Here is a 20,901-nt window from a genome sequence, read left to right as displayed (position 1 = left end):
GGCGACTGTTCGGGTTCGATGGACTGACGGACGGGGCACCTGTCTCACCCACGGTCTGCAACGACCTTGGGGTCTGCGGACTCCCGTCCGTCACCGCACCGTCTACAATACCAGACGAACGGACTTTCGACTTACAAGGGGTAGCCTTCATGAGATATACAGTACCCCCTCACCCCAACCCTCTCCCAAAGGGATAGGGAGCGCACTTGTATCGCGGCTACGTTCAACCTGATTTCGTCCTGCGAAATCCCACGAATCGTGGGCGCGTTCAGTGATGCACGCTCGCGGTCTTGTAGCCGGGCTGCTCGAACGGATGTGAGGTTGCAAATTCCGGCATTTTTAAGCAGCGCTCGGCAAGCCCCGCCACGATCGGAAAGGCGCCGAGTTCAAGCTTGAGAAAATGCGCGCCAACCACCTGGCCGGCAATGCAGATATCGGCAAGCCCGGGCTCGGCACCAAGCGCGAACGGCGCCGGCACACGCCGCCCAAGCAGCCTTTCATACGTCGCCAGTCCTTCCGTGGTCCAGTGCTTGCCCCAGTTCTCGATCGCCTTGGTATCGGCGCCAAATGCCTTGGCCAGGTGGTTGCGTACACGCGGCACGACAAGCGGATGAGCATCGGCGATGGTCATCAGCGCCAATGACCGCGCATAGGCGCGTTCCTTCGCATCTTCCGGCAACAGCCGCGGCGCGGGCTTGATGTCATCGAGATATTCCATGATCGCCATCGACTGAAACAGCTGATAGCCATCATGGACGAAAGTCGGCACGACATGCTCGGGATTGACGGCGTCATAACCCGGTTTGAACTGCTCGCCGCAAAGGATGTCGATCGCAGTTTCCTCGAACGCGAGGCCCTTGAGCTTCAAGGCGACCCGCACCCGAAACGAGGCGATCGATCGCCAGAACCCGTAAAGCTTGATGCTCATGAAAGATCCGTCAGTTCCGGCTGGATATTACTCTGCTCATATCGTCTTATGGTTCTCGAGGGCTTTGGTCCTCGGCCTTGTCTCTATCAAAGCACAATGGCCTTATCTCCCGCTAGAGCTTAGGGGAGCTAACAGCCGCGCAAGAAAGCACGCCGACTTCGGGCCAAGCATCGGGCCACTTAATTCAGCATCTCGGCAAAGGTCTTTGCGAAGGTGTGAGCGTCGCCGGGCCACCTCGCCGAAACGTAGTTGCGATCGCGCACCACAAAAGCGGGCCCCGCATCGTCAAACGAATCGCGCTCCAGGCCGGACGTTTTCCGGCGGTACTGCGGATCAGCAGTTGGCACATCCACAAAGTCGGCAGGGTCCGCCAGCGCGCGCGTAACTTCCTGTTGCACCGACATGAAGCCTTCCGGCTGCCCGGGCTTTTCCAGATAAGTCCGATAATAGTCCGGATCCCAAAATCGCGTGATCCTGGCGACCTTCCATGCGCTGCGCTCGAATGTCCAGGTCAGCGCTGTCGTCCGGTATCCGCAGAGGACTGATCGGCCGGTGCGTCTTGAAATGCTGCGCGCGGCAAGCAGGACGCCATGGCAGATCGCCGCCACAGGCTTTTGTTCCTCGAAGAAGCTCGCGACGAGATGCTGCAGCGTTTCGCTCTCGAGGAATTCGCGCATGCCGCGTGCACGATGTCCGCCCGGCAAAACCAGGCCGTCGAACTCCGATGCATTGACGGAATCCCAGCGCCGTGGCGCAAAATATTTCGGATCCGCGAGCATGTCCGCATAGCCCTTGCGCGCGTCGACGTTGGCGCGCATCAGAAGTCCGATTAGCGGCAGATTCCGCAACAGCGGAATCCCACCCCAGGGATCAAGGCCTTTCCCTGTCAGCATCATGTCGTCGGCAGCCGCCGCCCGCCCGTCGGGCGTGGCAAAAGCGACGAGATGGCCGGCGTTCACAAGCACCTGCCAACTCACGGCGGCCTCGGTCGGATCGAAGTCGCGCGCCGGCAGGGGAATGAGAACGCGAGCCATGCCCGGCCAGCTTCAGATCAGCAGCACGGTCGAACCGGTCGTCTTGCGCGCGGCAAGATCGGCGTGGGCTCTCGCGGCATCCTGTAGTGGGTAGGTCTGGCGAACCCCAATCTTGACCGCGCCCGAGAGCACAACCTCGAACAATTCCTTCGCCATTGCGACGAGATTCTCGCGTTTGGCAGCGTAGGTGTTGAGTGTCGGCCGCGTGACGAACAGCGAACCTTTTTGGGCGAGAAGACCGAGGTTGAGCGGCTCGACGCTTCCGGACGATTGACCGAAAAGTGCGGCGACCCCGAGCGGAGCCAGGCAGTCGAGTGACTTCAGGAACGTGTCCTTGCCGACGGAATCATAGACCACAGACACTTTTTTGCCTTGCGTGATCTCCTCGACGCGTTTGACGAAATCCTCGCGCGAATAGACGATCGTGTGCGCGCATCCATGAGCCTTCGCGAGCGCGGCCTTCTCGTCATTGCCGACGGTCCCGATGACGGTCGCAGCGAGATGTTTGGCCCATTGCGAGAGGATCAAGCCGACTCCGCCGGCCGCCGCGTGGAGCAGGATCGTGTCGCCGGCTTTGACACGATAGGTCTGCCGGATGAGATATTGCGCTGTCAGGCCCTTGAGCATCATCGCGGCCGCGGTCTTGTCATCGATGCCGTCGGGCAGTTTGAGCAGGCGTTCGGCCGGAATCAGCCGCTCCTCCGAATAGGCACCGATCGGGGCAGCCCCATAGGCAACCCGATCGCCGGGTTTGAGATCAGTTACCCCAGGGCCGACTTCCTCGACCACGCCGGCAGCCTCGCTGCCAAGCCCGCTCGGCAACTGCAGAGGATAAAGCCCGGAGCGCTGGTAAATATCGAGAAAGTTGAGCCCCACGGCGGTGTGGCGGATGCGCGCCTCTCCGCTCCCCGGCTTACCGACTTTGACTTCATCCCAGACAAGAACCTCAGGCCCGCCGGTCTTATGAAAGCGGATGGCGTGCGTCATGGAACAACTCCTTAACTGGCAGAAGATGGAAAAACCCCACGGCCGTGATTTGATGCCGCGCCTCTATACAATATCCGCCGAAACGACAACGAGAAATAGTCTTCGAGAAGGATAAGCTTGGCTTTTGTCTTGCCGATCTCGGAATTTATCGAAATCGGCTTCCTGCGCGGCACCGCCGGCGAAAACTCATACGGCCCCGACCCGCTGGCCCATGTCAGACAGCGAAGCTGATGGTAACCCTTCAAAACAAAAAAAGCCCGGCGGCCAGAGGCCACCGGGCTTTCATTTCAATCCAGAATTTCTTGACGCGCTCGTTCGCGAAAGAGCGCTGCCGAATATCAGCCGACTTCGACTGTTGCGACCATCCCGAAGGCGCCAGCATCGGCAAGGGCGGCAATGTGCCCATCGTCATAGCCAAGCTTCTCGCGCAGGACCTGCCTCGTGTGTTGGCCAAGCAGCGGCGCCGCTATGGGGTCCATGACCGGCGTCAGACCAAGACTGAGCGGTGATTCGATGTTGGGAACACTGCCTGCGGTCGGATGCGGGATTTGGCTGAGGCGATGGCGCTCGCGAACCTCCGGTGAATTGAAGGCCTCCTCCACCGTGCGAAGATATCCAACGGGGATATTGACCGCCTTCATTTTCGTGACCCACTTCTCGCGAACATCCTGCACGAAAATCCCGGTAAGAATGGCCCGCAATTTGTCCCTGTTCGCGGTCCGCGACCGGCGGTCGCCGAATTCGCCGCTGGCGAGATCGGGTCGGCCAAGAACGTCGACGACCAAACGGCGATACAAGCGATCGTTGGCGCAGGCGATATAAAACGGCGCGTCGGAAGCGCTGTACACGCCGACCGATGGCGATCCGTTCGGCGAATTTCCCTGTCGGCTCGGATTCACGCCGCTCATCAGGTAGGCCATACCGTAGAATTGGGTCATCGCGAGCGCGATATCGAACAGAGCCACTTCGACATGCTGGCCACGACCAAGACGGTCGCGGGCGAGAAGCGCAAGCAGGATGGCGTTGCAGGCCGACATCCCCGTCAGCATGTCAACGGCAGGGGGGCCGGTCCGAACCGGTGGCCCGTCGGGAAAGCCATTGAGCGACATGAATCCGCTTTCGGCTTGCGTGATCGGGTCGAAGCCCGGACGCGAAGCGAATGGTCCTTTCCGGCCATAGGCTGAAATGGAGCAATAGACGAGCCGAGGATTGGCTGAGCCAACCGAAGCGTAGTCGAGGCCATATTTCTTCATCACGCCGGAGGAAAAATTTTCGACCACCACGTCGGCTCGCGCCATCAATTCGCGCGCGACATCGCAAGCCGCAGGCTTGGTGAGATCGAGCACGATGCCACGCTTGTTGCGGTTCAGACTGACATAGGCGGCGCTCTCACCGGCAAGATCGGCATGTTCGTAGTGCCGCGTATCGTCGCCGCCGTCGGGATTTTCGATCTTGATGACCTCGGCGCCGAAATCGGCCAGCGTTTGCGTGCAGGCCGGGCCGGCGACGACGCGGGTGAAATCGATGACCAGCAGACCGTCGAGGGCGATCGGAGCGCCCTTCTCTCTCGGCGTCCGTGCCGGTAATCGGGGTCTGGCGGTCATGATCAATCTGTCCCTTTCCTTGATTGGCGATCCGTCCCGCCAAACGGAGAATATGCCGGCTGCGGACTAACCATATACAGCCATTTAGCGCTCCAACCAAAAGACTAGAGCGACCGGGACCACAGACGTTACAGCCTTTTTGAATGGGTGCCATGAGGGGATGGGTCGGGCCGGATTGTTTTCCGCCAATAAAGAGTGTCTGAGAAAGCCCAAGGGTATTGCGGCTGATACAGCCGATAACCGGCGCGGATGAAATTGTTTGCTGAGGCAATATTCCGGGTTGTATCCGAAACCAGATAGCTCCAGCCGCTGCGCCGCGACAGCGTTTCTATCGCGCGCATCAGGCGCAATTGAAGGCCGTGCCCGCAATGTCCGGTCAACACGCCGACGCGACAAATATAGCCAGCGTTGCGGACATGGGTTGATGGCACGACGCCCGCAAAGGCAATCGGCGTTTCCTTGAAATACGCAAGCCACCAGCCGCCCCAGTCGAAAGATGGAACCTGTGCACCATCAAAGAACGTCAGGCGATGCAGCTCGGCCAGAATATCAGCGATTTCCTCATCCTGCCCATCGACCTGGCGAATCCGGTAGGGCGAGACTTTTGATCGCGAACCGCGCGCCGACGGCGAGCGCAGCAAGGTTAGGCTTGCCCTGCTTACTTGAGACATCGCCTCGCCTTCTCGATCTCCTTGTCGGAGACGCCATGCGAGCGCGCCCAGGCCTCAACCGCCGCCACGCCATATTGCGCGACGGCTTTCCTCACAGCCCAGCAGGAAACATCCTCGTGCGTGGGGAATGAGATCATTAACGCCGCAAGCAAGGTGAATATGTGAATCATTTGCCGACCATCACCTTGATGCCGAGCCAGATTGCCCCGAGGAACCCAGCGACGATGATCGTGATCACCGCCTTGAAGGTATAACTTTGGGCCTGCTCGACGCTTTTTCGCCATCGCCTGAGGTGCTGGAAATCCGCGCGCAGTTCGCGCCGATCCTCCTCCTCGATTCCGAACGAGGTCAGGATGGTGGCGATCGCGCGAAAGACCACGGCGTCGATATCGCTGTGATGGACTCTTTGCTGTTCGGCGAGCGCTTCCAGCACGACGGTGCGGATATCGTCGTGGCTCATCTCAGTCATGACGTGGTCGCCTTCCGCTCTTTGGACAAGGTCATCGCTTGACGATCCCGGGGGGTCATCGCCTGATGATTCTCGCCACATTCTCGAACCCGCGCTTGGCGAAGTAGGATGCGACGATGAGGTTCGACGTGGTCGAGGCGAAGCCCGCAAGGCCGTCGGTGGTGCCGAGCCCAAGCACCTTGTCCCAGATCGCTTTGCGAGATAGATCGCCACGCAATAGCCCATCAACTTGTCGGGTTCCCAGGGATGCCCAATCGCGGCGATATGGAGTTGCGTCTGCAGCTCCAGCTCACGTTGTTGCAACACGAGCTCCTTGGCGGCAAGTTCGGCTGCGATGCTTTCCGACGTGTTTCCGGCCGCAAGTTTCGCCTGATAACCTTTAAGGAGATCATCGAACACGGGGCCGGTCACGAAGCCTGCCAGCCACTTGGCGAGCACGAGCCACATGTCACTTGCCCAGGGTTCGCAGGCGTGCCCAGACGTTCACGAGCATGATCGCGATCGTGACGTAACCAACCATCTGCGGCGTGGCGTATTGCTGAATCTGCGCGGTCAATGTGGGATCCCCGGCAAGATCGGCGATCTTGTCCAGCACTGCGACAAGGCCGCCCGCTATGATGACCAGCTTGGCCCAGACGATGGTTGCCGAGTTCCGCCCCGCCTTCGATGTGCGCTGCCAGAATGAGCCGGTCTCAACGATCCAGGCGTGGGCAAAGGTGAAAGCAATCCAGCCAGCCGCGAGCAGAGTAAGGATGAAGACGCCGATCGACAGCGTGTGAAACATTTATTTTCCTTTCGATTTGAAGATGGCGGAGAAGATCGAGGCGACCCACGCTCCGATGGAGACATGGGCCGGTTTTGTGAGAGAAGGTTTTGCGATGGGCGTTTTCGAAGTATCAGGGGCCAGCGCGGGTCCGGAGAAGCTGATCGTCGGATCGAGCGCCGTCATCGCCATCAGAAGGCCGGCGCAGCCGGGTTGGCTGTCGACCGCATTCGGGTCATAGATCCCGTCACGCACGTATTTGCCGGATCGATACTGGTCCGTCCCGGACCACACGTAAGGTGATGGCACGCCGCGCGCGGCGTAACCGAGCCCGTTATATTCCTCGAGTTTCGTCAGCAGGGGGCCGATGGTCCAGTCCCTGTGCGTCCGGCATACGGCGCACAGTTGTTCAGCGCATCGATCGCGGCCTCTTCCCAGGATTTGAAGGGCCCCCTCCCGGCGGGAACGTGAACCGAAATCCGGTCCCACGGGTCTCCTTGCGCGAGCGACCCCGTCCAATCCTGCGAGCATTCCCGCTCGTGGATGACGGCGATGACGGGCCAGGGCACGCCCGTCTTCACGGCGACGGCCTGATAACGCGACCTGACGTCGGGCGAGACGAGATGTCTGGCCACGACGGAAAAATTGCGGGTCAACTTGGCTTTCGCCCAGCGCCGCGCATTCGCTGCCCTGAGGGCTGCGATGTCTGTCATTGTTTGATCCAGGAAGAAGAGCCGGAAGGCGGGATTAGGAGCGACTGGGGTGCTCGGAAATGGACCTGAGGCCAGACGCGAGTCTATACCTCTTTGCAGTATTCCGACGCTCGAAATGCGCCTCTATGCGGCGAGCAGGGTTATGTTGTCGAACATAAGTATGTGGGTGATTGTTTGACTATTTACGCCTTTAGGTTGCTATGTCATTTAAAAGCGATACAGCCGCGAGTAGCAATCTTGACAAGACATCAAGCTGTTTTTGTTTCTGCCATTGTTCTGATTTGTTTGGCCTTCGCGATCTTCGCTCCGGAGGATCGTCCCAATTGTGAAGAGGCCAGCGCGGTCGAAGTCCTGTTTGGCGCCTGCCTCAAATGATGCGCAATATGTAGTTGCATACAATGGTGGGCTGGACAACAGCATGAGCGCCACCGCTTCCCGCCCCGGCGGTCTGGTTGTCATTAGCAACACCGTTTACCGATCCGATGGTGATTCCAGTTGCCTTCGTATCCGTATTGACAGGAGTTGCGGGGGAGCCTTGACTACCTGAGCCTTGGTAATTGAATATGAGGCTAGGTACGCCGTTGGTCACCGTATGAAAGTGTCCTGGATCCTTCAAAAACACGCTGTGCTGATGCGACGGAATTTCCGCGATCGTCAGTGTGTGACTCTCAGCGCCGCCAACCGCCCCCATCAGAGTTGAATTGCCTCCGAAAAAGGAGGACGTCAGCCGCGTTGCCGCCGCTTCCTTCATCGCCGAGACACGCCCCGTTTTGTCCGGCAGATTGAACGTGGTCGAGCCGTCGCCGCTGCCATAGGTGGTCCCCATGATCGCAAACAGCGATGCGTAGGTCGTTCGCGAGATCGCCTGCCCGATCGGGAAGGCAAAGGATGAATTGGGCACCGTCGTTCCCCAATAATCCATGCCGCCGGCCAGCGGCACATTGTAGGGATTGCCGTAGAATCCCTGCAGGTAAAACGCACCGTCGCTGTTGTTGTAAATCGCAAGATCCTGCATGCCGCGGAAGATGATGATGCCGTCGCCGGGGGTTGCGATTTTGTCGCTGAAAACCTTGAAACCGTGACCGAGACCAAGCGTCGCGATCTTGCTTTCGATCAGCCGCTTGGAGGATTGCGCCAGCGTCCTTTGCGCCTCGCGAATGCACACCGCGAGCGTGCCACGCTCGGCCTGGCAGGTCTCGACCAAAAGCTCGCCGAAAAAATGCGATTTGCCCGAACCGCGACCGCCGTACACAGCCTTGTAGCGTGCACATTGCAGCAGCGGCTCAAATATTTTCGCGGTCGGGATTTTCAGGATGGACAATGACACGCTCGATGCGATGATGAGCTCGAGCGCGCTGCCATCGCCGTTGTCGATGGCTTGCGTCGCCTTGCCCCAGCCACGGTCAAGAATGGCGTTGGCGGCCGCGATCCGCGCCGGCGCCGGCGCCTTGGTGTTGCGCATCACGCCGACCAGCACGTTCAGCGCCGTGCGCGTATGGCTCCTCGCCAGAGAACGGATTTCGGTGATGGACCTGGACATTCTGGTTTCCGCATTGTCGCAACGCGCGCCCCGCTTTTCGGAAATCGGGTGGCGCGTTGAATTTTTTCGTATCAGAAGACCGGCACGGCTTGCCGTGAGCCCGCAAACTTGCCGACGCCGATCTGGCCGCGTGGCCCACTTCAAACGGGTGGAAATGAAATGACCGAGCTGACAGTGAACCGCCGCATGAATCGGGGCGAGTGGCTCGCGCTTCTGTTGTTGTCGGTGTTCTGGGGCGGCTCGTTTTTCTTCGCAGGCGTGCAGCTCAAGGCGTTGCCGCCGCTCACGATCGTATCCTTGCGCGTTGGTCTTGCCGCCATCATCCTCAATGTCCTGCTGACAGTGCTCGGAAAGAGCATGCCCCATGCTCCTTCGGCCTGGCGCGCGTTTTTCGGCATGGGCCTTCTCAACAACGCGATCCCCTTTTGCCTCGTGGTCTGGGGCCAGAGCCACATCGCTTCCGGGCTCGCGGCGATCCTGAACGCGACCACCCCGATATGGACGGTCATCGTCGCGCATTTTTTGACGCACGACGAGAAGATCACCGTCAACCGGCTTCTCGGTATCGCGATCGGCTTTCTGGGCGTCGTGGTGCTTACGAGTGCCGACTCGCTGCAAGGGCTGGGCGCCAATGTGCTGGCGCAGTTCGCGGTGCTTCTGGCCGCCGTTTCCTATGCCTTCGCCGGCGTCTACGGCCGCCGCTTTCACCGAATGGGGATCGAGCCGATCATGACCGCGACCGGCCAGGTGACGGCCTCCGCGATCCTGCTGGTCCCGTTGGCCATGCTTGTCGATACGCCGTGGACGCTCGCTGTACCGCCGTGGCCTGTGTGGGGTGCCGCGGTCGGCATCGCCGTGTTCTCGACCGCACTCGGCTATGTGCTTTATTTCCGCATTCTCGCCACTGCCGGCGCGACCAACCTCTTGCTCGTGACCTTCCTCATTCCCGTGAGCGCTATACTGATGGGGGCTTACGGACTGAGCGAGCACCTCGAGGTCAGGCATTTCGCCGGGCTTATCTGCATCGGCGCCGGACTTGCCGCGATCGACGGCCGGTTCTTCCTGCGCCGCGCGGTGGCGGCGAGTTGATGCATGGTGAAGTTGGACTGAGCCGGAGCGGCATGGAGGGTCTTACCTCTCCCCTTGCGGGAGAGGTCGGATCGCATCTTTAGATGCGATCCGGGTGAGGGGTTTGCCTCGGCAGCTTGGTGATAATACGCCTCATCCGGCGCGGACTTTCGTCCGCGTCACCTTCTCCCGCGAAGGGAAAAGGAACGGAGTTCGCGGCTCGACTGACCAAAAAAAATCAAACCGCGCCTCACTTACCGTCTTGGCCGCCTCGTTCGTGGCAGGACGAGACATATTCGCAAGTCGCGGTGTCGGCATGGTCCATGGCGAGATCGTCCTCGGCAAAGATTGATCGGGCTCTCGCAGAAGACGGCGAAAGGTGGCGTCTGCGGTTTGGTCGCAGGACGAACTGGATGATCTCGGCGCTCATGCAAATCTCTCCCCTGCTCTGGAATCGCGACTACGTTTGTTGCGTAACCTCTGCTGACAGTTGGGTTAAAAAACGCGGCATGACCTCGCAAACGTGCGCGGGTCATTTCGGGCGCGAACCCTGTTCTCTCCTTGAGAGCCGCGTGCCGGCGCGTTCGCGCGCGCCAGCGAAAGGTAAGAGCCGCCCACCCTCGAGACGGCGCTTTGCGCACCCCCTCGGGACGAGCTCGTCAAACGCTTACAGCCTCATGGGTGAGAAGCCGCGCGACTTGCGCCGCGTCTCGAACCATGAAGCCTCACGTGATCAAGCTGGGTTCGGACGGCAGCGCGCTTGAAAGGCGCCTTGCGGCACGCGCGTCGAAGAGATTGGTGCGCCCTGCGGCCACCGTCCGAATTTCGGAAAATGAAAAACCCGCGGGCCAGGTTCGGACCGCGGGCTTAATCATCAGTTCTTGCGATGTTGGAGATATGCCAGTGATTTGCCCGTCGAGGCAAGCGCGCCGCTACCACCGGTCGATTGGATAGGACAGGAGAAAATCCGGCGGGCCCCGGTTTCCGGCGTGTTGAATCAAACGATGGCGCTCAGGACTGGCCGAGGCCCAATCGCCTCAAATATTCAAGATAGGCGTCATTGAGGGAAAGCGGTCCTTGCGAATCCGGTGGCGCCGAGATCGGCGGAACAAGGCCATGGCTCGAATTGTTTGGCGAAGAAGCCGACACGTTTCTAAAGGCCGAAGAAATTCGGCGCGTACATCGGGAAAATCTTGCCCCGGTATTCGACCAAGCTCCTCGGCAATCTTTTGCTCACGCATTTGGGTACGAGTCTCGCTATCACGTGCACTAAGATTCCCGGTCTCGGCGAGAGTGCGCATAATTTGTGAGGGATGCAGGAACTCGTGAACGAGCGACAGGTCCCTCGATCCAGGAAACGTTTGTCCGTTGCTTTGAGTGAGATGGTGTTTCTTATTGGTAACTACAACAAAATAGCTGTCGCCTCCAGCTGGTTTTCCAAACGCGCTCTGCTTCTGTTCCGAGTCCGGGTTAAATCCAACGCCCTCAAAGCCTGGCTGATCTCGTATGTCGTCCAGCGAGCTGCCGACGTAAATATGTCTCTGCGTGCGCGCCGTTTCGGCCATCGCATCTCTAAAAGACGGCGATCCGGAGAACGAGTCGTCGAACGACTTTCCAAGCCGCGCCGCGTCGTCTCCCAGAAAGTGAATCGTCAATCTTCCAATCTGACGTGTCTCGGCCATTTTTTTCCTCTTATCTATTCATTTCCAGTGCGCGCATACTTGAAGTGTCTTCAGTGTCTCGGGCCCCGGCGAGTCAATCACAACCATATCGCCAGAACGAGGCAGGTCCACACTGATGAAAGTGTGTTCGGTCGTCACAAATGCCCAAAACGAATACTCGTCCTGCAAATCTTCCATCCACAGGCCCTGCGGAGACCCTAAAACCCAGGTTATGCCCGTTCCTCGAAAGGCAAAGACGTCCCTGACCACGCCATTCCGCAGGTCCAGGAGACGATGTTCGCAACGGGGGATGTCTTTGCAAAACCTACCCTCGGCGGTGACGATGAAGAGCGGCGGTCAAGACTTCTGATCCTGGGGTTCTTGAGGCCGGGGAGCCCCCTTACATGGGTTTCCAATTGATCCCGGATCGATGGATCCGAAACGGCAGGAAATTCATCGAACGGTATGCACGTTATCGACGCACGCGCAATCGACGCCGCAGTTGCAGAACCTGACGCGATAGAAATCGCGAGCAGACATCGGACCAGCTTCGCTAAAGGCAAGAACATCGATGCGATCTCCTTAGTATCGTGCGCTTGACGCTTCTGCAGTCGCAGACCGTACTGGCCTTTGACAGAGCTCGCGATGGGCGATTATGTACTTTACAAACCAGTCACTTAGGTTGAGTGCTATGGGGTGCATCAACCTGTGAATTGCTGCGGATAAAATCCCAGAGCTTCATGGCTGCCGCCAAAGTGTCATCGGCTGTTCCCATACGGGGCGCTAGCCGAAGGCACTCCAATCGCATTTCCTGCTCCGAAAGTTGAGGGGTTTTCATCTCTGATACCTTTAAGCCGGGTGACGTTGTGCAAGTGAAATCGGGAGGGCCCAAAATGACAGTGACTCAAGTTGGGCAAGCCTACTTGACCGGGAAGCCGACCATTTGGTGTGTGTGGTTTGAGGGAACAACGAAACTCGACGGGGGGGGTCAGGTAGATTTTCTCAGACATGTCATTTCTGCTCACGGCTTACGGGTGAATCCAGCGCCTGCCGCCCGGGACTTTCGCTCCGAGACGAAATAAGAGAACCAGGCTCCCAGGCCATCCCGTTCGAACAGGATGTGATATTCCTCGGGACGAGGACTATGCTGTATCGACCGAATGAAACGCGATTGTCTCACGACATCCAGCAAGGCCTCTGCCTCACAGTCGCGAAACGGAAAAGACCGTTCAGCCAGATCGGAATACGGCCGGCTGTGGTATTTTTCTTTCTCCAGCAGCTCATCCAGCTCCCTGACGAACAAAGCGACCTTCGCCAGGCATGAGGCCGAATCTGCGCGTGCGCCTGGTAGCTGGGCACATGCAAGAAGGAGCACGCTGATCGCGCCAAGGATTTTCGGGTATCTTCCATCGCTCACGGCTTGTTTATCCACCCGGCGCCGGCTAACTCCGACTTTCTCTCCGCAACGAAATAGCCGAATGAGGCTCGCAGGTTGTCCCTTTCGAACCTGATGAAATATTCGTTCCTGCGAGGAAAGTAGGATATCGACCTGATGAATCGCGAACTTCTAACCACATCCAACAGGCTTCTGCCTCGCAATCGCGAAGCGGAAAATATTCCTTCATGAGATCCTTATGAGGCCTAATTGAGTATTGTTCTTTCTCCAGCAATTCGTCCAATTCGGTAACGAATGACGCAGCCCTGGCAAGGCATGAGGCCGAATCCGCGCGTGCGCTGGAGGTGTTCATCAGGCATAGAAGAAGAAGCGCCAGAATCGCTGCCACGCGCATCGGTGCACTGGCTTTGACGTGCCCGAAAGCTCTCTCACGCTTCAAGAGCGCATCGACTACGCTCCGATTATCGGCGGCAACCGGAGTTGGCGTTCTTCGCAACATGACACTCGTTTCGTCGGGGTTATGCCGCCTGACAACCCCTAGAACATAACAAGAACGTTGTCAATTGCTGGTTGTGGTCGCCCTGAAGCCCGATCGGTTTATTGAATCAGGACCGAGACTCCAGATCTTTTGTTTTGACGCGTCTCTTTACGCGAACTCGAACCCGCTTCGCTCAAAACGCTTTGGCTGTCGGGCCGATGTGCTGGCGCAAGATCGGTAGTCGCTCGAACGCGCAACGCCGCGTGCTGATGTCGCGACGCCGTGAACGAACCTCGCATCAATATGAAAAAGCCCGCAGGCCGCTTTTGCAGCCGCGGGCTCAGTGATCAGTTCTCGCGAACTCTAAAGATATGCCAGTGATTTGCCCGACGGGGCAAGATCAAAAAAGCTGGAGGCCGCTTCGCAGCACTCAGATCATTCCAGACTCTGCACCGGTGGTATCTTGCCGCTCATCTGCGGCGCAATGCTGGCCTGCGGTTGGCCGGGCGGGTTGGCCGGCGCAGTAGGACTGACGGACGGATGAGCGGGCCTTGGTGTCGGCAGCGGCGCAGCCGCAGGGCCGGCGGCTTGTGGCTCGGGCGCGGCGTTCGATTGCGATGTCCGCTGGGCACGCGGTGCTGGCGATGACCGATACATGCCCCAGGAGCGTGCGATCGAAGGTCCGGCGGTGAAGCCGACGATCGCACCTGCCACCGCGCCGACAGGGCCAAGCACGACCGCGCCCGACACCGCACCGAGAGCCGCATCGCCCGCGCGCTCCTGCGCTCTCGCTTCGAGCGAGGCGAGCAGCGAGCCCGCGATCAGTGCAGCAACCAGAAACATCCTCATGGCAAGTCCCCCGCAAATCATGCGCCCATGGGACTGCGAAAATGCGGCGGCAGAAAGGACGACGAAGCGTTGGAACTCCACGAAAAAGCCCGCTTCCGGCATCGGATGCGGGCGTTTTGGTTTATTCGATGGTACCAAGGTGGCAGTGATTTGCCCGACGTGTCAACTTGCCCGACGTGTCAACTCGCCCGCGCGATCAGCACCGCCACGCCGAATGTTGCAGTCTAAGGCGACGCTTGGGAAACGGCTTCCTTACGGCAACCTTACAGGCGCTGAACGCTTGCACCCGCCGGGCATTCACGTTTGCATGGCCTGCGATAAACTGATCCGGACTCCCGGCGCGGATAACGATCGCGGACCAAGCGCTGATATCCGTTCGACGACAGGCAAGATCGCAGCCATGAAGAACAAAGCCATGATCAGGATGATGGTGCTCGTCATATCGATTGGCACGCTTTCGCTGACCGTCGCGCGTCCCTCTCTGGCCCAAAACGGGATCGGCGGGCCGGCCAAGACGAAGCAAAACGCGATCGGCGGCGCCTCAAAGCCGGCCCCCGTCATCGGCGGCACGGCCATTTCGGCTCCCGCAGTCACCAAACCGGCTGTGGTTGGCAGCATGACGAAACCGGCTTCGGCCGTCGGAGCGGGGAAAGGAGGTTCAATCGGCAACGCGACGGCGGGGCTGACCGCCGCCGCCGCAAAGCAAAGCCCGCCGGTCAATGCACCGAACAAGGCCACGACCGTAGTTACTACCTCTTCGAATCTGAAGTGCGGCGGAGGCGCATGCGTCGCCAGGGTAACGAAGCCGTAAGCCGAGACCGCTGCTCTTTGCGCGCGAGCGAACCGCGCGCCACGCTCAAATCGCAACCTGGCGCCCGATCTCGACCACCTGATCGTTGGGAAGGCTGAAGAAGTCGCTGACATGGGTGGCATTGCGCTCCATGACTGCGAAGAATCTCTCCTGCCAGGCCGGCAGGCCGTCGCCTTCCTCGCGGGAGATCACCGTCTCGTGTCCCACATAGTAAGTGACGTCGTCGAGGTCGACGGTGCAGCCGAGCAATTTGCCGGCCGCGAGCAGTTCCGGAATATGAGGACGCTCCATGAATCCGTAACGCGCATCGGCGCGCCAGAAATTCGGTGCGATTTCCGTGACCGTCATGCGGTCCCGCCCTGACACCCACGGCACCGACTGGATTTCCACGCGCAGCACCAACACATGCTGGTGAAGCGCGCGGTTATGTTTGATGTGCCAGACCAGCACCGGCGGCGTGTCGCGCTCGGCGCGGGTGAGAAATACGGCCGTACCGGGAACCCGCGGCACATTCGCAGCCGAAATCTTTTTCAAAAAATCCGGCACCGGGATCAGCGAGTCGCGCAGCCGCATCGTAACCGCGGCAGCACCGCGGTGCCAGATCCACATCACACCGTAAACGGAGACGGCAAGGATCAACGGCACATATCCGCCCTCGGCGACCTTGGTGAGGTTGGCAAGGAAGAAGGCGCCGTCAACAAGCAGAAAGCAGCCCGCGACGAGGCCTGCGGCCAATACGTTCCATTGCCATATCTCGCGCATTGCAATGAAAAGCAGCGCCGAGGTCATCAGCATGGTCAGTGAAACCGCGATGCCGTAGGCGGCCGCGAGATTGTCCGACCTGCCGAACCCGACAGTCAGGCCGACCGTCACGATCATCAGCACCCAGTTGACGACGCCGACATAAATCTGGCCATAGCCTTCCGAAGAAGTCTGCTTGATCAGAAGCCGCGGCAGCCAGCCGAGCTGGATCGCCTGCCTCGTCATCGAAAAAGCGCCGGTGATGATCGACTGGCTGGCAATGATGGTGGCAATCGTTGCGAGCACGACCAGCGGAATCAGGAGCGGCTGGGGGCAGAGCCGGTAGAAGATATTGCCGTCGGTCGGTGCGCCTTCGAGCACCAGTGCCGCCTGTCCCGCATAATTGACGATCAGGCTCGGAAACACGACCGCGAACCAGGCCAGCTTGATCGGCCGGCTGCCGAAATGACCCATGTCGGCGTAAAGCGCTTCCGCACCAGTTACGCAGAGAAACACCGCACCCAGCACCAGGAAGCCGGTCATTCCGTGCGAGAACAGGTACGAGATGCCGTAGGCGGGATTGACCGCGACGAACACCGCAGGATGACGCGCGATGCCCCAGACTCCCATCACCACCATGGCGGCAAACCATGTCAGCATCACCGGGCCGAAGAAATGTCCGATGGCAGCCGTCCCTCTCGACTGGATTGCGAACAGCGCAACCAGGATCACAACCGCGGCGGGCACGACGTAGGGCTGCAAGGCGGGCGTCACCATCTCGAGGCCTTCCAGCGCCGAAAGCACCGAGATCGCGGGCGTGATCGCGCCGTCGCCGTAGATCAACGCCGCGCCGAACAGGCCGACCGCCACGATGGTCGGCCGGTGATGCTTCTTCACGCCCAAGAGCGCCATCAGCGCAAGGATGCCGCCCTCGCCGTCGTTGTCGACGCGCATGGCGAACGAAACATATTTGACGGTGGTGATGATGAAGAGCGTCCAGAGCACGAGAGAGAGTGCGCCAAGGATCGTGGCGGTGTCGGAGGGGTGTTCGGCCGCCCCGAGCACGGTCTTGAATGTGTAAAGCGGGCTGGTGCCGATATCCCCGAACACGATTCCGAGCGCCGACAGGGCCAGAACGGGCAATTTGCCTTGCGGCGCCTGCCGCGCATCGAAGGTCGCCAGCATCGATTGTTCGCTCACGGATGTGCCGTCCCTTGCCAGAAGTGAGGTGTCGGCCGAATGTCCGCAACAATCCTGGCCGCCACCGACAACCGAAAACTCCTTTACAAACTATTGCCAGCGATTGCGACAGGGCGACGACCGCGCTCTTTCCCAAACGGCCGCCAATCGACATCCGCAAAGGCGGTGCGTATCCTAGTGTGGCGGTTCAGAAGTCCGTATCGTTGCAGCTCGCGAGTTCGTCATAGGGACTTCTGAACCAAAAGCCACACTAGAATCATGAATTTGCTAGTGTCCCTTCGATTCCGAAGTTCGTTAAACGAGTACGCCGCACAATGACATGAACTTCGGAATCGGGACACTAGGCTGCCATCGGCCCGTCCTGCCTGCTCGATCCCCGCCTGAAGAGAATGCCATGCAAGATCAGTGGAATAGAGCTCAACCCCTTCGCGGCTGCTTTTGTTGCAAGGCGCCGTCGGTTTCGCCGCGCGGCATGCCCCGGCGGAAGTTCCTCGCGAACCTTGCGGCCGCAGGTTTGTCCGCGGCCACGTCGATCGGGGCGGCACGAACGGCGCGCGCAGGAAGCCGCCGGCTGATTGACGTTCACAGCCACATCGTCCCGCCTTTTTATCTTGCGGAAAATCGCGAGCGGATTGCGGGTTCGCGCGGCGGCGAGATCAGCCGGGCGTGGCTGGAATGGACGCCGCAACAATCGCTCGCTGCGATGGATGAGCACGGTGTCGAAACCGCGGTGCTGTCGCTTTCGACGCCCGGCGTCTGGTTCGGCAATGCGGAGGAAGCGCGCACGACGGCACGCCGGGTCAACGAATATGGCGCCGAACTCGTGCGCGACCATCCCGGCCGCTTCGGCCTGTTTGCGGCGATTCCGCTGCCGGACACCGAAGGAAGCTTGCGCGAAATCGAATATGGGCTCGACGTGCTGAAGGCCGACGGCATCGGCCTGCTCACGAGCTATGGCGACAAGTGGCTCGGCGATCCCGCCTACAGGAGCGTGCTCGAAGAACTGAACCGGCGCAAGGCCGTGGTCTTCGTGCATCCGACGACCCCTAATTGCTGTCGCACCCTGATGCCGGGTATCGCGACGCTGATGGCCGAAGTCCCGCAGGACACCACGCGCACCATCATCAGCCTGTTGTTCTCGGGCACGCTGACGCGGCTGAAGGACATCCGCTTCATTTTCTGCCACGCCGGCGGCACCGTGCCGATCGTTGCGGCCCGCCTGACCCAGTACGGTCCAAAGGATCTCGGCGAAAAACTCCCCCACGGCGTCGACTACGAGCTCAAGCGGCTCTATTACGACGTCGCGGTCTCTGGCTATCGGCCGGCGATCGCCGCCCTCACCGGCCTTATTCCGACGAGCCAGATCCTCTTCGGCAGCGATTTCCCTTACCGTGCCCTTGGCGAGACCGCCGACACCATGCCGCAGATCGGCCTGACGGACGCCGATCTCAAGGCGATCGGCCGTGACAACGCGCTCACCCTGCTGCCACGGCTCAAGACCGGTTGAGCGCTTCTATGCCTCGGCTCACTTCGACCACCTCACCGTCGGTGGTCGCGATCAGCTCTTTGGGTACGAGCCACAGCGTCGGCAGAATGAGTGCGTAGACAAAAGTGATCGCGATGACGCAGACAGTAAACCCGCCATAGCGATCATAGAGCGTGGTTCCGAGAAGGTCGCCAAATCGCGAGATGACGAAATAAAGGCTGCTCGACATCATCAGTGTGGTCCCCTGCAAGCCTCTGGGACAAGAACGAATGATCAGATCCATGTAAGCGCCGGTGGCAAGGCCGCCCATCAAGCCCATCGGCACAGCGGCGACCAAGGCGCCCGTCACCGAATCAATGAAGAGCAGAGGGACCATCTGGGGCACGGCAATGACCGTCCCCCACAGCAGAAGCGTCCTTAACGGAAAGCGACGACACAAAAAGCCGTAAACGATGAAGGTCGGGATGAAGGATGCGGCAAAAATCGCGTTCCACTGCCCCCATTGGGCGTCGGTGGCGTGGAGATTGTTCTGCAGATGATACTGCAGCGGCGTGGTCGACCCGGGCGCGAAATTCCACAACAGCCAGATCGCCATCGCCGGATAGATCCGCCACTCGCCGAACAGCCGCTTGATGTCGGCAAGCGGATGCACGTCGCTTCCATGTTCGGCGTGAACATTTTCGAACACGTCTTTCGGCTTCCACAGCGCGAACAGGCTCACCGCCGCCATGATCACGGCGCCGGCGACGAACAGGACGCGTGTCGCGGAATCGGCGTTCCTGTCCTCGAGCAAACCCGAAAGCCAGCCGCCGGCCAACAAGGCCGCAACCAGCGGAATCGACGTAAACACGTTCCAAGCGGCGCTGATCTGGCCGGTCATCGCATGCTGCTGGCCGATGGTCGAGGCCAGCCCGTTCTGGGCACTGGCTACGAACAGGAACGAGGTCGTCAGCACGATCACCGCAACGAGCAGCGAGGCGTAAGTCATCGGCAGAAACGCAAAGCCGAGATAGAGCAACGCGCAAAGACCGCCAAACACCAGCATGAACCCGCGGTCACGCAGGCCAAGCGGATTCCACATGTCGCGGATGAATCCGAACGCAAACGACAGATAAAGCGGGATCGCCGCGATGAGGCGGAAATGGGCGACCTGATGCGCCTCCAGATGCAATCGGTTCTTGAGGAAGAAACTGATCGGAATATCGATCAGGCCGCCGGACGGGCCGCCGAAGGCCAAAAGGACGATCAGGATGCCGAGATAGAGAAAGATGCCCCGGCGAACCGACGGCGCGAGTCGCTCTGGCGCAGGCTCGATCGCGACCTCGGCGGTGGCACGTTCCATTGTCATTGCACGCGCGATCGATGCTTCCAGCAGATGCTACCATCACTCCCGCAAAGCAACGACGGGAAATTGCTTTCCCGCCGTTGTTTTTCGTGCCGGCCTGGACACTGCGATCAGCGTACCGGCTTGTAGACACGCTCGTCGTAAAGCGCACCGCTCATCGGCTGCAATTCCTCGCGGAAGGCCCGCGCGGTCTTGGTCGAGATCCAGGCGTTCTTGTCGGCGGGCTTTTCCCAGCTTTCGATCAGCGTGAAATGATTCTTCCGGTTGGCCTGGACCACGTCGTCGAAGCGGAGGTTACCCGGCGCGTTCCTGCCCTCCTCCGTAAAGCCTTTCACCTTGGCGGTGCCCGGCTCAACCTGCGTCGGCACGACATCGACGTGGGTCAGGATCACGATGGCATCACCCGAAATCGGCTTCGCCGAGCCGACCGAAAGAGCTGCATGAATGCGCTCGTCATAGGCCGCGCTCTGCAGGGGGTTGAGCGCAGCACGGAAGGTCGTGACCGAAGGCGTCGCGGCAAACGCCTGCTTGGCGGCCTGCGACTGCCATTGCTCGATCAGGGCGAAATGATTGGGGTCGGAAATGCGCTGCAGCGCCTCGGCCGCAACCGCGCCGGAGGCTTTTCGCGCCTCGTTGGCGTAGTTGATAATCAACTGCCGCGCATCGGCAACCGAGCTCGGCACGACCTCGACATAGGTCACGATATAGACGGGCTGACTGGCATCTTGCGCAAGGACCGCGTGGCCGAAGGACAACAGGCCGGCCATCACGAAGCCAGCAGCCAGGAAAATACGATGCATCGGGGAATTCCTCCAGAAAGCGACGGATGGATCCTCGTTCGAGGTCTCCTGTTGGTTACCCCGTCTGCGTCGCACATTCGGGGTATTTCAACTTAAGGCACGGCTAGTGTCCCGATTCCGAAGTTCGCATCATTTTGCCGCCACCTCGTTTGCGAACTTCGGAATCGAAAGGACACTAGTAAGTCATTGTTTTCTAGAACCTATCTCAAAATTGCTTGAAGAGGATAAGTAGGCAAGCGAGTTGAACGAAACCGAGAAAGTTTTGAGGATAGAACTCCCAGCGGACCAGCAGGCGCCGGCGCCACTGAATCCAGGCGAAGAAGCGTTCGACCAGCCAGCGCCTGGCATATCGGCGGA

23 protein-coding genes are annotated in these 20,901 nt (G+C 59.8%); 4 read left to right on the top strand and 19 right to left on the bottom strand.

What is annotated here, in order from left to right:
* Positions 1 to 268 precede the first annotated feature (268 nt).
* The 12 genes from maiA to VNX23_RS30825 form a co-directional block, all read right to left on the bottom strand.
* On the bottom strand, positions 269 to 928 hold the full coding sequence (maiA, locus tag VNX23_RS30880; RefSeq protein WP_325635736.1) for a maleylacetoacetate isomerase: 660 nt from the start codon (positions 926 to 928) through the stop codon (positions 269 to 271).
* A 179-nt stretch (positions 929 to 1,107) separates the two neighbouring features.
* Complete coding sequence (locus VNX23_RS30875) at positions 1,108 to 1,962, bottom strand: DJ-1/PfpI family protein (RefSeq protein WP_325635734.1); 855 nt, start codon at positions 1,960 to 1,962, stop codon at positions 1,108 to 1,110.
* Positions 1,963 to 1,974: 12 nt separating this feature from the next.
* On the bottom strand, positions 1,975 to 2,949 hold the full coding sequence (locus VNX23_RS30870; RefSeq protein WP_325635732.1) for a quinone oxidoreductase: 975 nt from the start codon (positions 2,947 to 2,949) through the stop codon (positions 1,975 to 1,977).
* A gap of 338 nt (positions 2,950 to 3,287) precedes the next feature.
* Positions 3,288 to 4,553 (bottom strand): CoA transferase, encoded by a 1,266-nt coding sequence (locus tag VNX23_RS30865; RefSeq protein ID WP_325635730.1) that lies wholly within the window; start codon positions 4,551 to 4,553, stop codon positions 3,288 to 3,290.
* 128 nt (positions 4,554 to 4,681) lie between these two features.
* Positions 4,682 to 5,194, bottom strand: coding sequence for a GNAT family N-acetyltransferase (locus tag VNX23_RS30860; protein ID WP_325635728.1), 513 nt, complete (start codon positions 5,192 to 5,194; stop codon positions 4,682 to 4,684).
* A gap of 17 nt (positions 5,195 to 5,211) precedes the next feature.
* Complete coding sequence (locus VNX23_RS30855; protein ID WP_325635726.1) at positions 5,212 to 5,361, bottom strand: hypothetical protein; 150 nt, start codon at positions 5,359 to 5,361, stop codon at positions 5,212 to 5,214.
* 29 nt (positions 5,362 to 5,390) lie between these two features.
* The gene (locus VNX23_RS30850; protein ID WP_325635740.1) at positions 5,391 to 5,684 is read right to left on the bottom strand and encodes a hypothetical protein; all 294 of its coding nucleotides are present in this window, start codon (positions 5,682 to 5,684) and stop codon (positions 5,391 to 5,393) included.
* A gap of 64 nt (positions 5,685 to 5,748) precedes the next feature.
* Positions 5,749 to 5,910, bottom strand: a complete 162-nt coding sequence (locus VNX23_RS30845; protein ID WP_325635724.1) for a hypothetical protein — start codon at positions 5,908 to 5,910, stop codon at positions 5,749 to 5,751.
* Between the two features lie 231 nt (positions 5,911 to 6,141).
* Positions 6,142 to 6,477: a hypothetical protein gene (locus VNX23_RS30840; protein ID WP_325635722.1), complete on the bottom strand. Its 336-nt coding sequence runs from the start codon at positions 6,475 to 6,477 to the stop codon at positions 6,142 to 6,144.
* Positions 6,478 to 6,765: a hypothetical protein gene (locus tag VNX23_RS30835; protein ID WP_325635720.1), complete on the bottom strand. Its 288-nt coding sequence runs from the start codon at positions 6,763 to 6,765 to the stop codon at positions 6,478 to 6,480.
* A 44-nt stretch (positions 6,766 to 6,809) separates the two neighbouring features.
* Positions 6,810 to 7,169 carry a hypothetical protein gene (locus VNX23_RS30830; protein ID WP_325635718.1) on the bottom strand — a complete coding sequence of 120 codons (360 nt, stop codon included), beginning with the start codon at positions 7,167 to 7,169 and terminating at the stop codon, positions 6,810 to 6,812.
* A 367-nt stretch (positions 7,170 to 7,536) separates the two neighbouring features.
* Positions 7,537 to 8,709 carry a phage terminase large subunit gene (locus VNX23_RS30825; RefSeq protein ID WP_325635716.1) on the bottom strand — a complete coding sequence of 391 codons (1,173 nt, stop codon included), beginning with the start codon at positions 8,707 to 8,709 and terminating at the stop codon, positions 7,537 to 7,539.
* Between the two features lie 159 nt (positions 8,710 to 8,868).
* Here VNX23_RS30825 and VNX23_RS30820 point away from each other — a divergent pair, with 159 nt between their 5' ends.
* The gene (locus VNX23_RS30820; RefSeq protein ID WP_325635714.1) at positions 8,869 to 9,798 is read left to right on the top strand and encodes a DMT family transporter; all 930 of its coding nucleotides are present in this window, start codon (positions 8,869 to 8,871) and stop codon (positions 9,796 to 9,798) included.
* Positions 9,799 to 10,027: 229 nt separating this feature from the next.
* Here the strand turns inward: VNX23_RS30820 and VNX23_RS30815 are convergent, their stop codons facing one another.
* Both VNX23_RS30815 and VNX23_RS30810 read right to left on the bottom strand, forming a co-directional pair.
* Complete coding sequence (locus tag VNX23_RS30815; RefSeq protein WP_325635712.1) at positions 10,028 to 10,207, bottom strand: hypothetical protein; 180 nt, start codon at positions 10,205 to 10,207, stop codon at positions 10,028 to 10,030.
* Between the two features lie 607 nt (positions 10,208 to 10,814).
* Positions 10,815 to 11,459 carry a hypothetical protein gene (locus VNX23_RS30810; protein WP_325635710.1) on the bottom strand — a complete coding sequence of 215 codons (645 nt, stop codon included), beginning with the start codon at positions 11,457 to 11,459 and terminating at the stop codon, positions 10,815 to 10,817.
* Between the two features lie 845 nt (positions 11,460 to 12,304).
* Here VNX23_RS30810 and VNX23_RS30805 point away from each other — a divergent pair.
* Complete coding sequence (locus tag VNX23_RS30805; protein WP_325635708.1) at positions 12,305 to 12,520, top strand: DUF2158 domain-containing protein; 216 nt, start codon at positions 12,305 to 12,307, stop codon at positions 12,518 to 12,520.
* Here VNX23_RS30805 and VNX23_RS30800 read toward each other — a convergent pair.
* Both VNX23_RS30800 and VNX23_RS30795 read right to left on the bottom strand, forming a co-directional pair.
* Positions 12,460 to 12,870 (bottom strand): hypothetical protein, encoded by a 411-nt coding sequence (locus VNX23_RS30800; RefSeq protein WP_325635741.1) that lies wholly within the window; start codon positions 12,868 to 12,870, stop codon positions 12,460 to 12,462. The two genes, VNX23_RS30805 and VNX23_RS30800, sit on opposite strands and share 61 nt — an antisense overlap.
* Positions 12,871 to 13,747: 877 nt before the next feature.
* Positions 13,748 to 14,155, bottom strand: coding sequence for a DNA-directed RNA polymerase subunit N (locus VNX23_RS30795; protein WP_414643115.1), 408 nt, complete (start codon positions 14,153 to 14,155; stop codon positions 13,748 to 13,750).
* A 406-nt stretch (positions 14,156 to 14,561) separates the two neighbouring features.
* On the opposite strand from VNX23_RS30795, the gene VNX23_RS30790 reads away from it, so the two are divergent.
* On the top strand, positions 14,562 to 14,972 hold the full coding sequence (locus VNX23_RS30790) for a hypothetical protein (RefSeq protein WP_325635704.1): 411 nt from the start codon (positions 14,562 to 14,564) through the stop codon (positions 14,970 to 14,972).
* Positions 14,973 to 15,017: 45 nt separating this feature from the next.
* Here VNX23_RS30790 and VNX23_RS30785 read toward each other — a convergent pair whose 3' ends face one another.
* Complete coding sequence (locus tag VNX23_RS30785) at positions 15,018 to 16,898, bottom strand: potassium transporter Kup (RefSeq protein WP_325635738.1); 1,881 nt, start codon at positions 16,896 to 16,898, stop codon at positions 15,018 to 15,020.
* A gap of 487 nt (positions 16,899 to 17,385) precedes the next feature.
* Between VNX23_RS30785 and VNX23_RS30780 the strand changes: the two genes are divergently transcribed.
* Positions 17,386 to 18,420 carry an amidohydrolase family protein gene (locus tag VNX23_RS30780; RefSeq protein ID WP_325635702.1) on the top strand — a complete coding sequence of 345 codons (1,035 nt, stop codon included), beginning with the start codon at positions 17,386 to 17,388 and terminating at the stop codon, positions 18,418 to 18,420.
* Here VNX23_RS30780 and VNX23_RS30775 read toward each other — a convergent pair.
* Together VNX23_RS30775 and VNX23_RS30770 are read right to left on the bottom strand one after the other, a co-directional pair.
* The gene (locus VNX23_RS30775; protein ID WP_325635700.1) at positions 18,407 to 19,741 is read right to left on the bottom strand and encodes an MFS transporter; all 1,335 of its coding nucleotides are present in this window, start codon (positions 19,739 to 19,741) and stop codon (positions 18,407 to 18,409) included. The genes VNX23_RS30780 and VNX23_RS30775 overlap by 14 nt on opposite strands.
* Before the next feature lie 113 nt (positions 19,742 to 19,854).
* Entirely contained in the window at positions 19,855 to 20,544 is a 690-nt protein-coding gene (locus VNX23_RS30770) for a putative quinol monooxygenase (RefSeq protein ID WP_325635698.1), read from the bottom strand.
* Between the last annotated feature and the right edge of the window lie 357 nt (positions 20,545 to 20,901).

This window comes from Bradyrhizobium sp. (assembly GCF_035570375.1).
In the GTDB taxonomy this organism is placed as follows: Bacteria; Pseudomonadota; Alphaproteobacteria; order Rhizobiales; family Xanthobacteraceae; genus Bradyrhizobium.
Note: the sequence above shows the minus strand (reverse complement) of the source record. Positions and strands in the feature narration are given on the sequence as shown.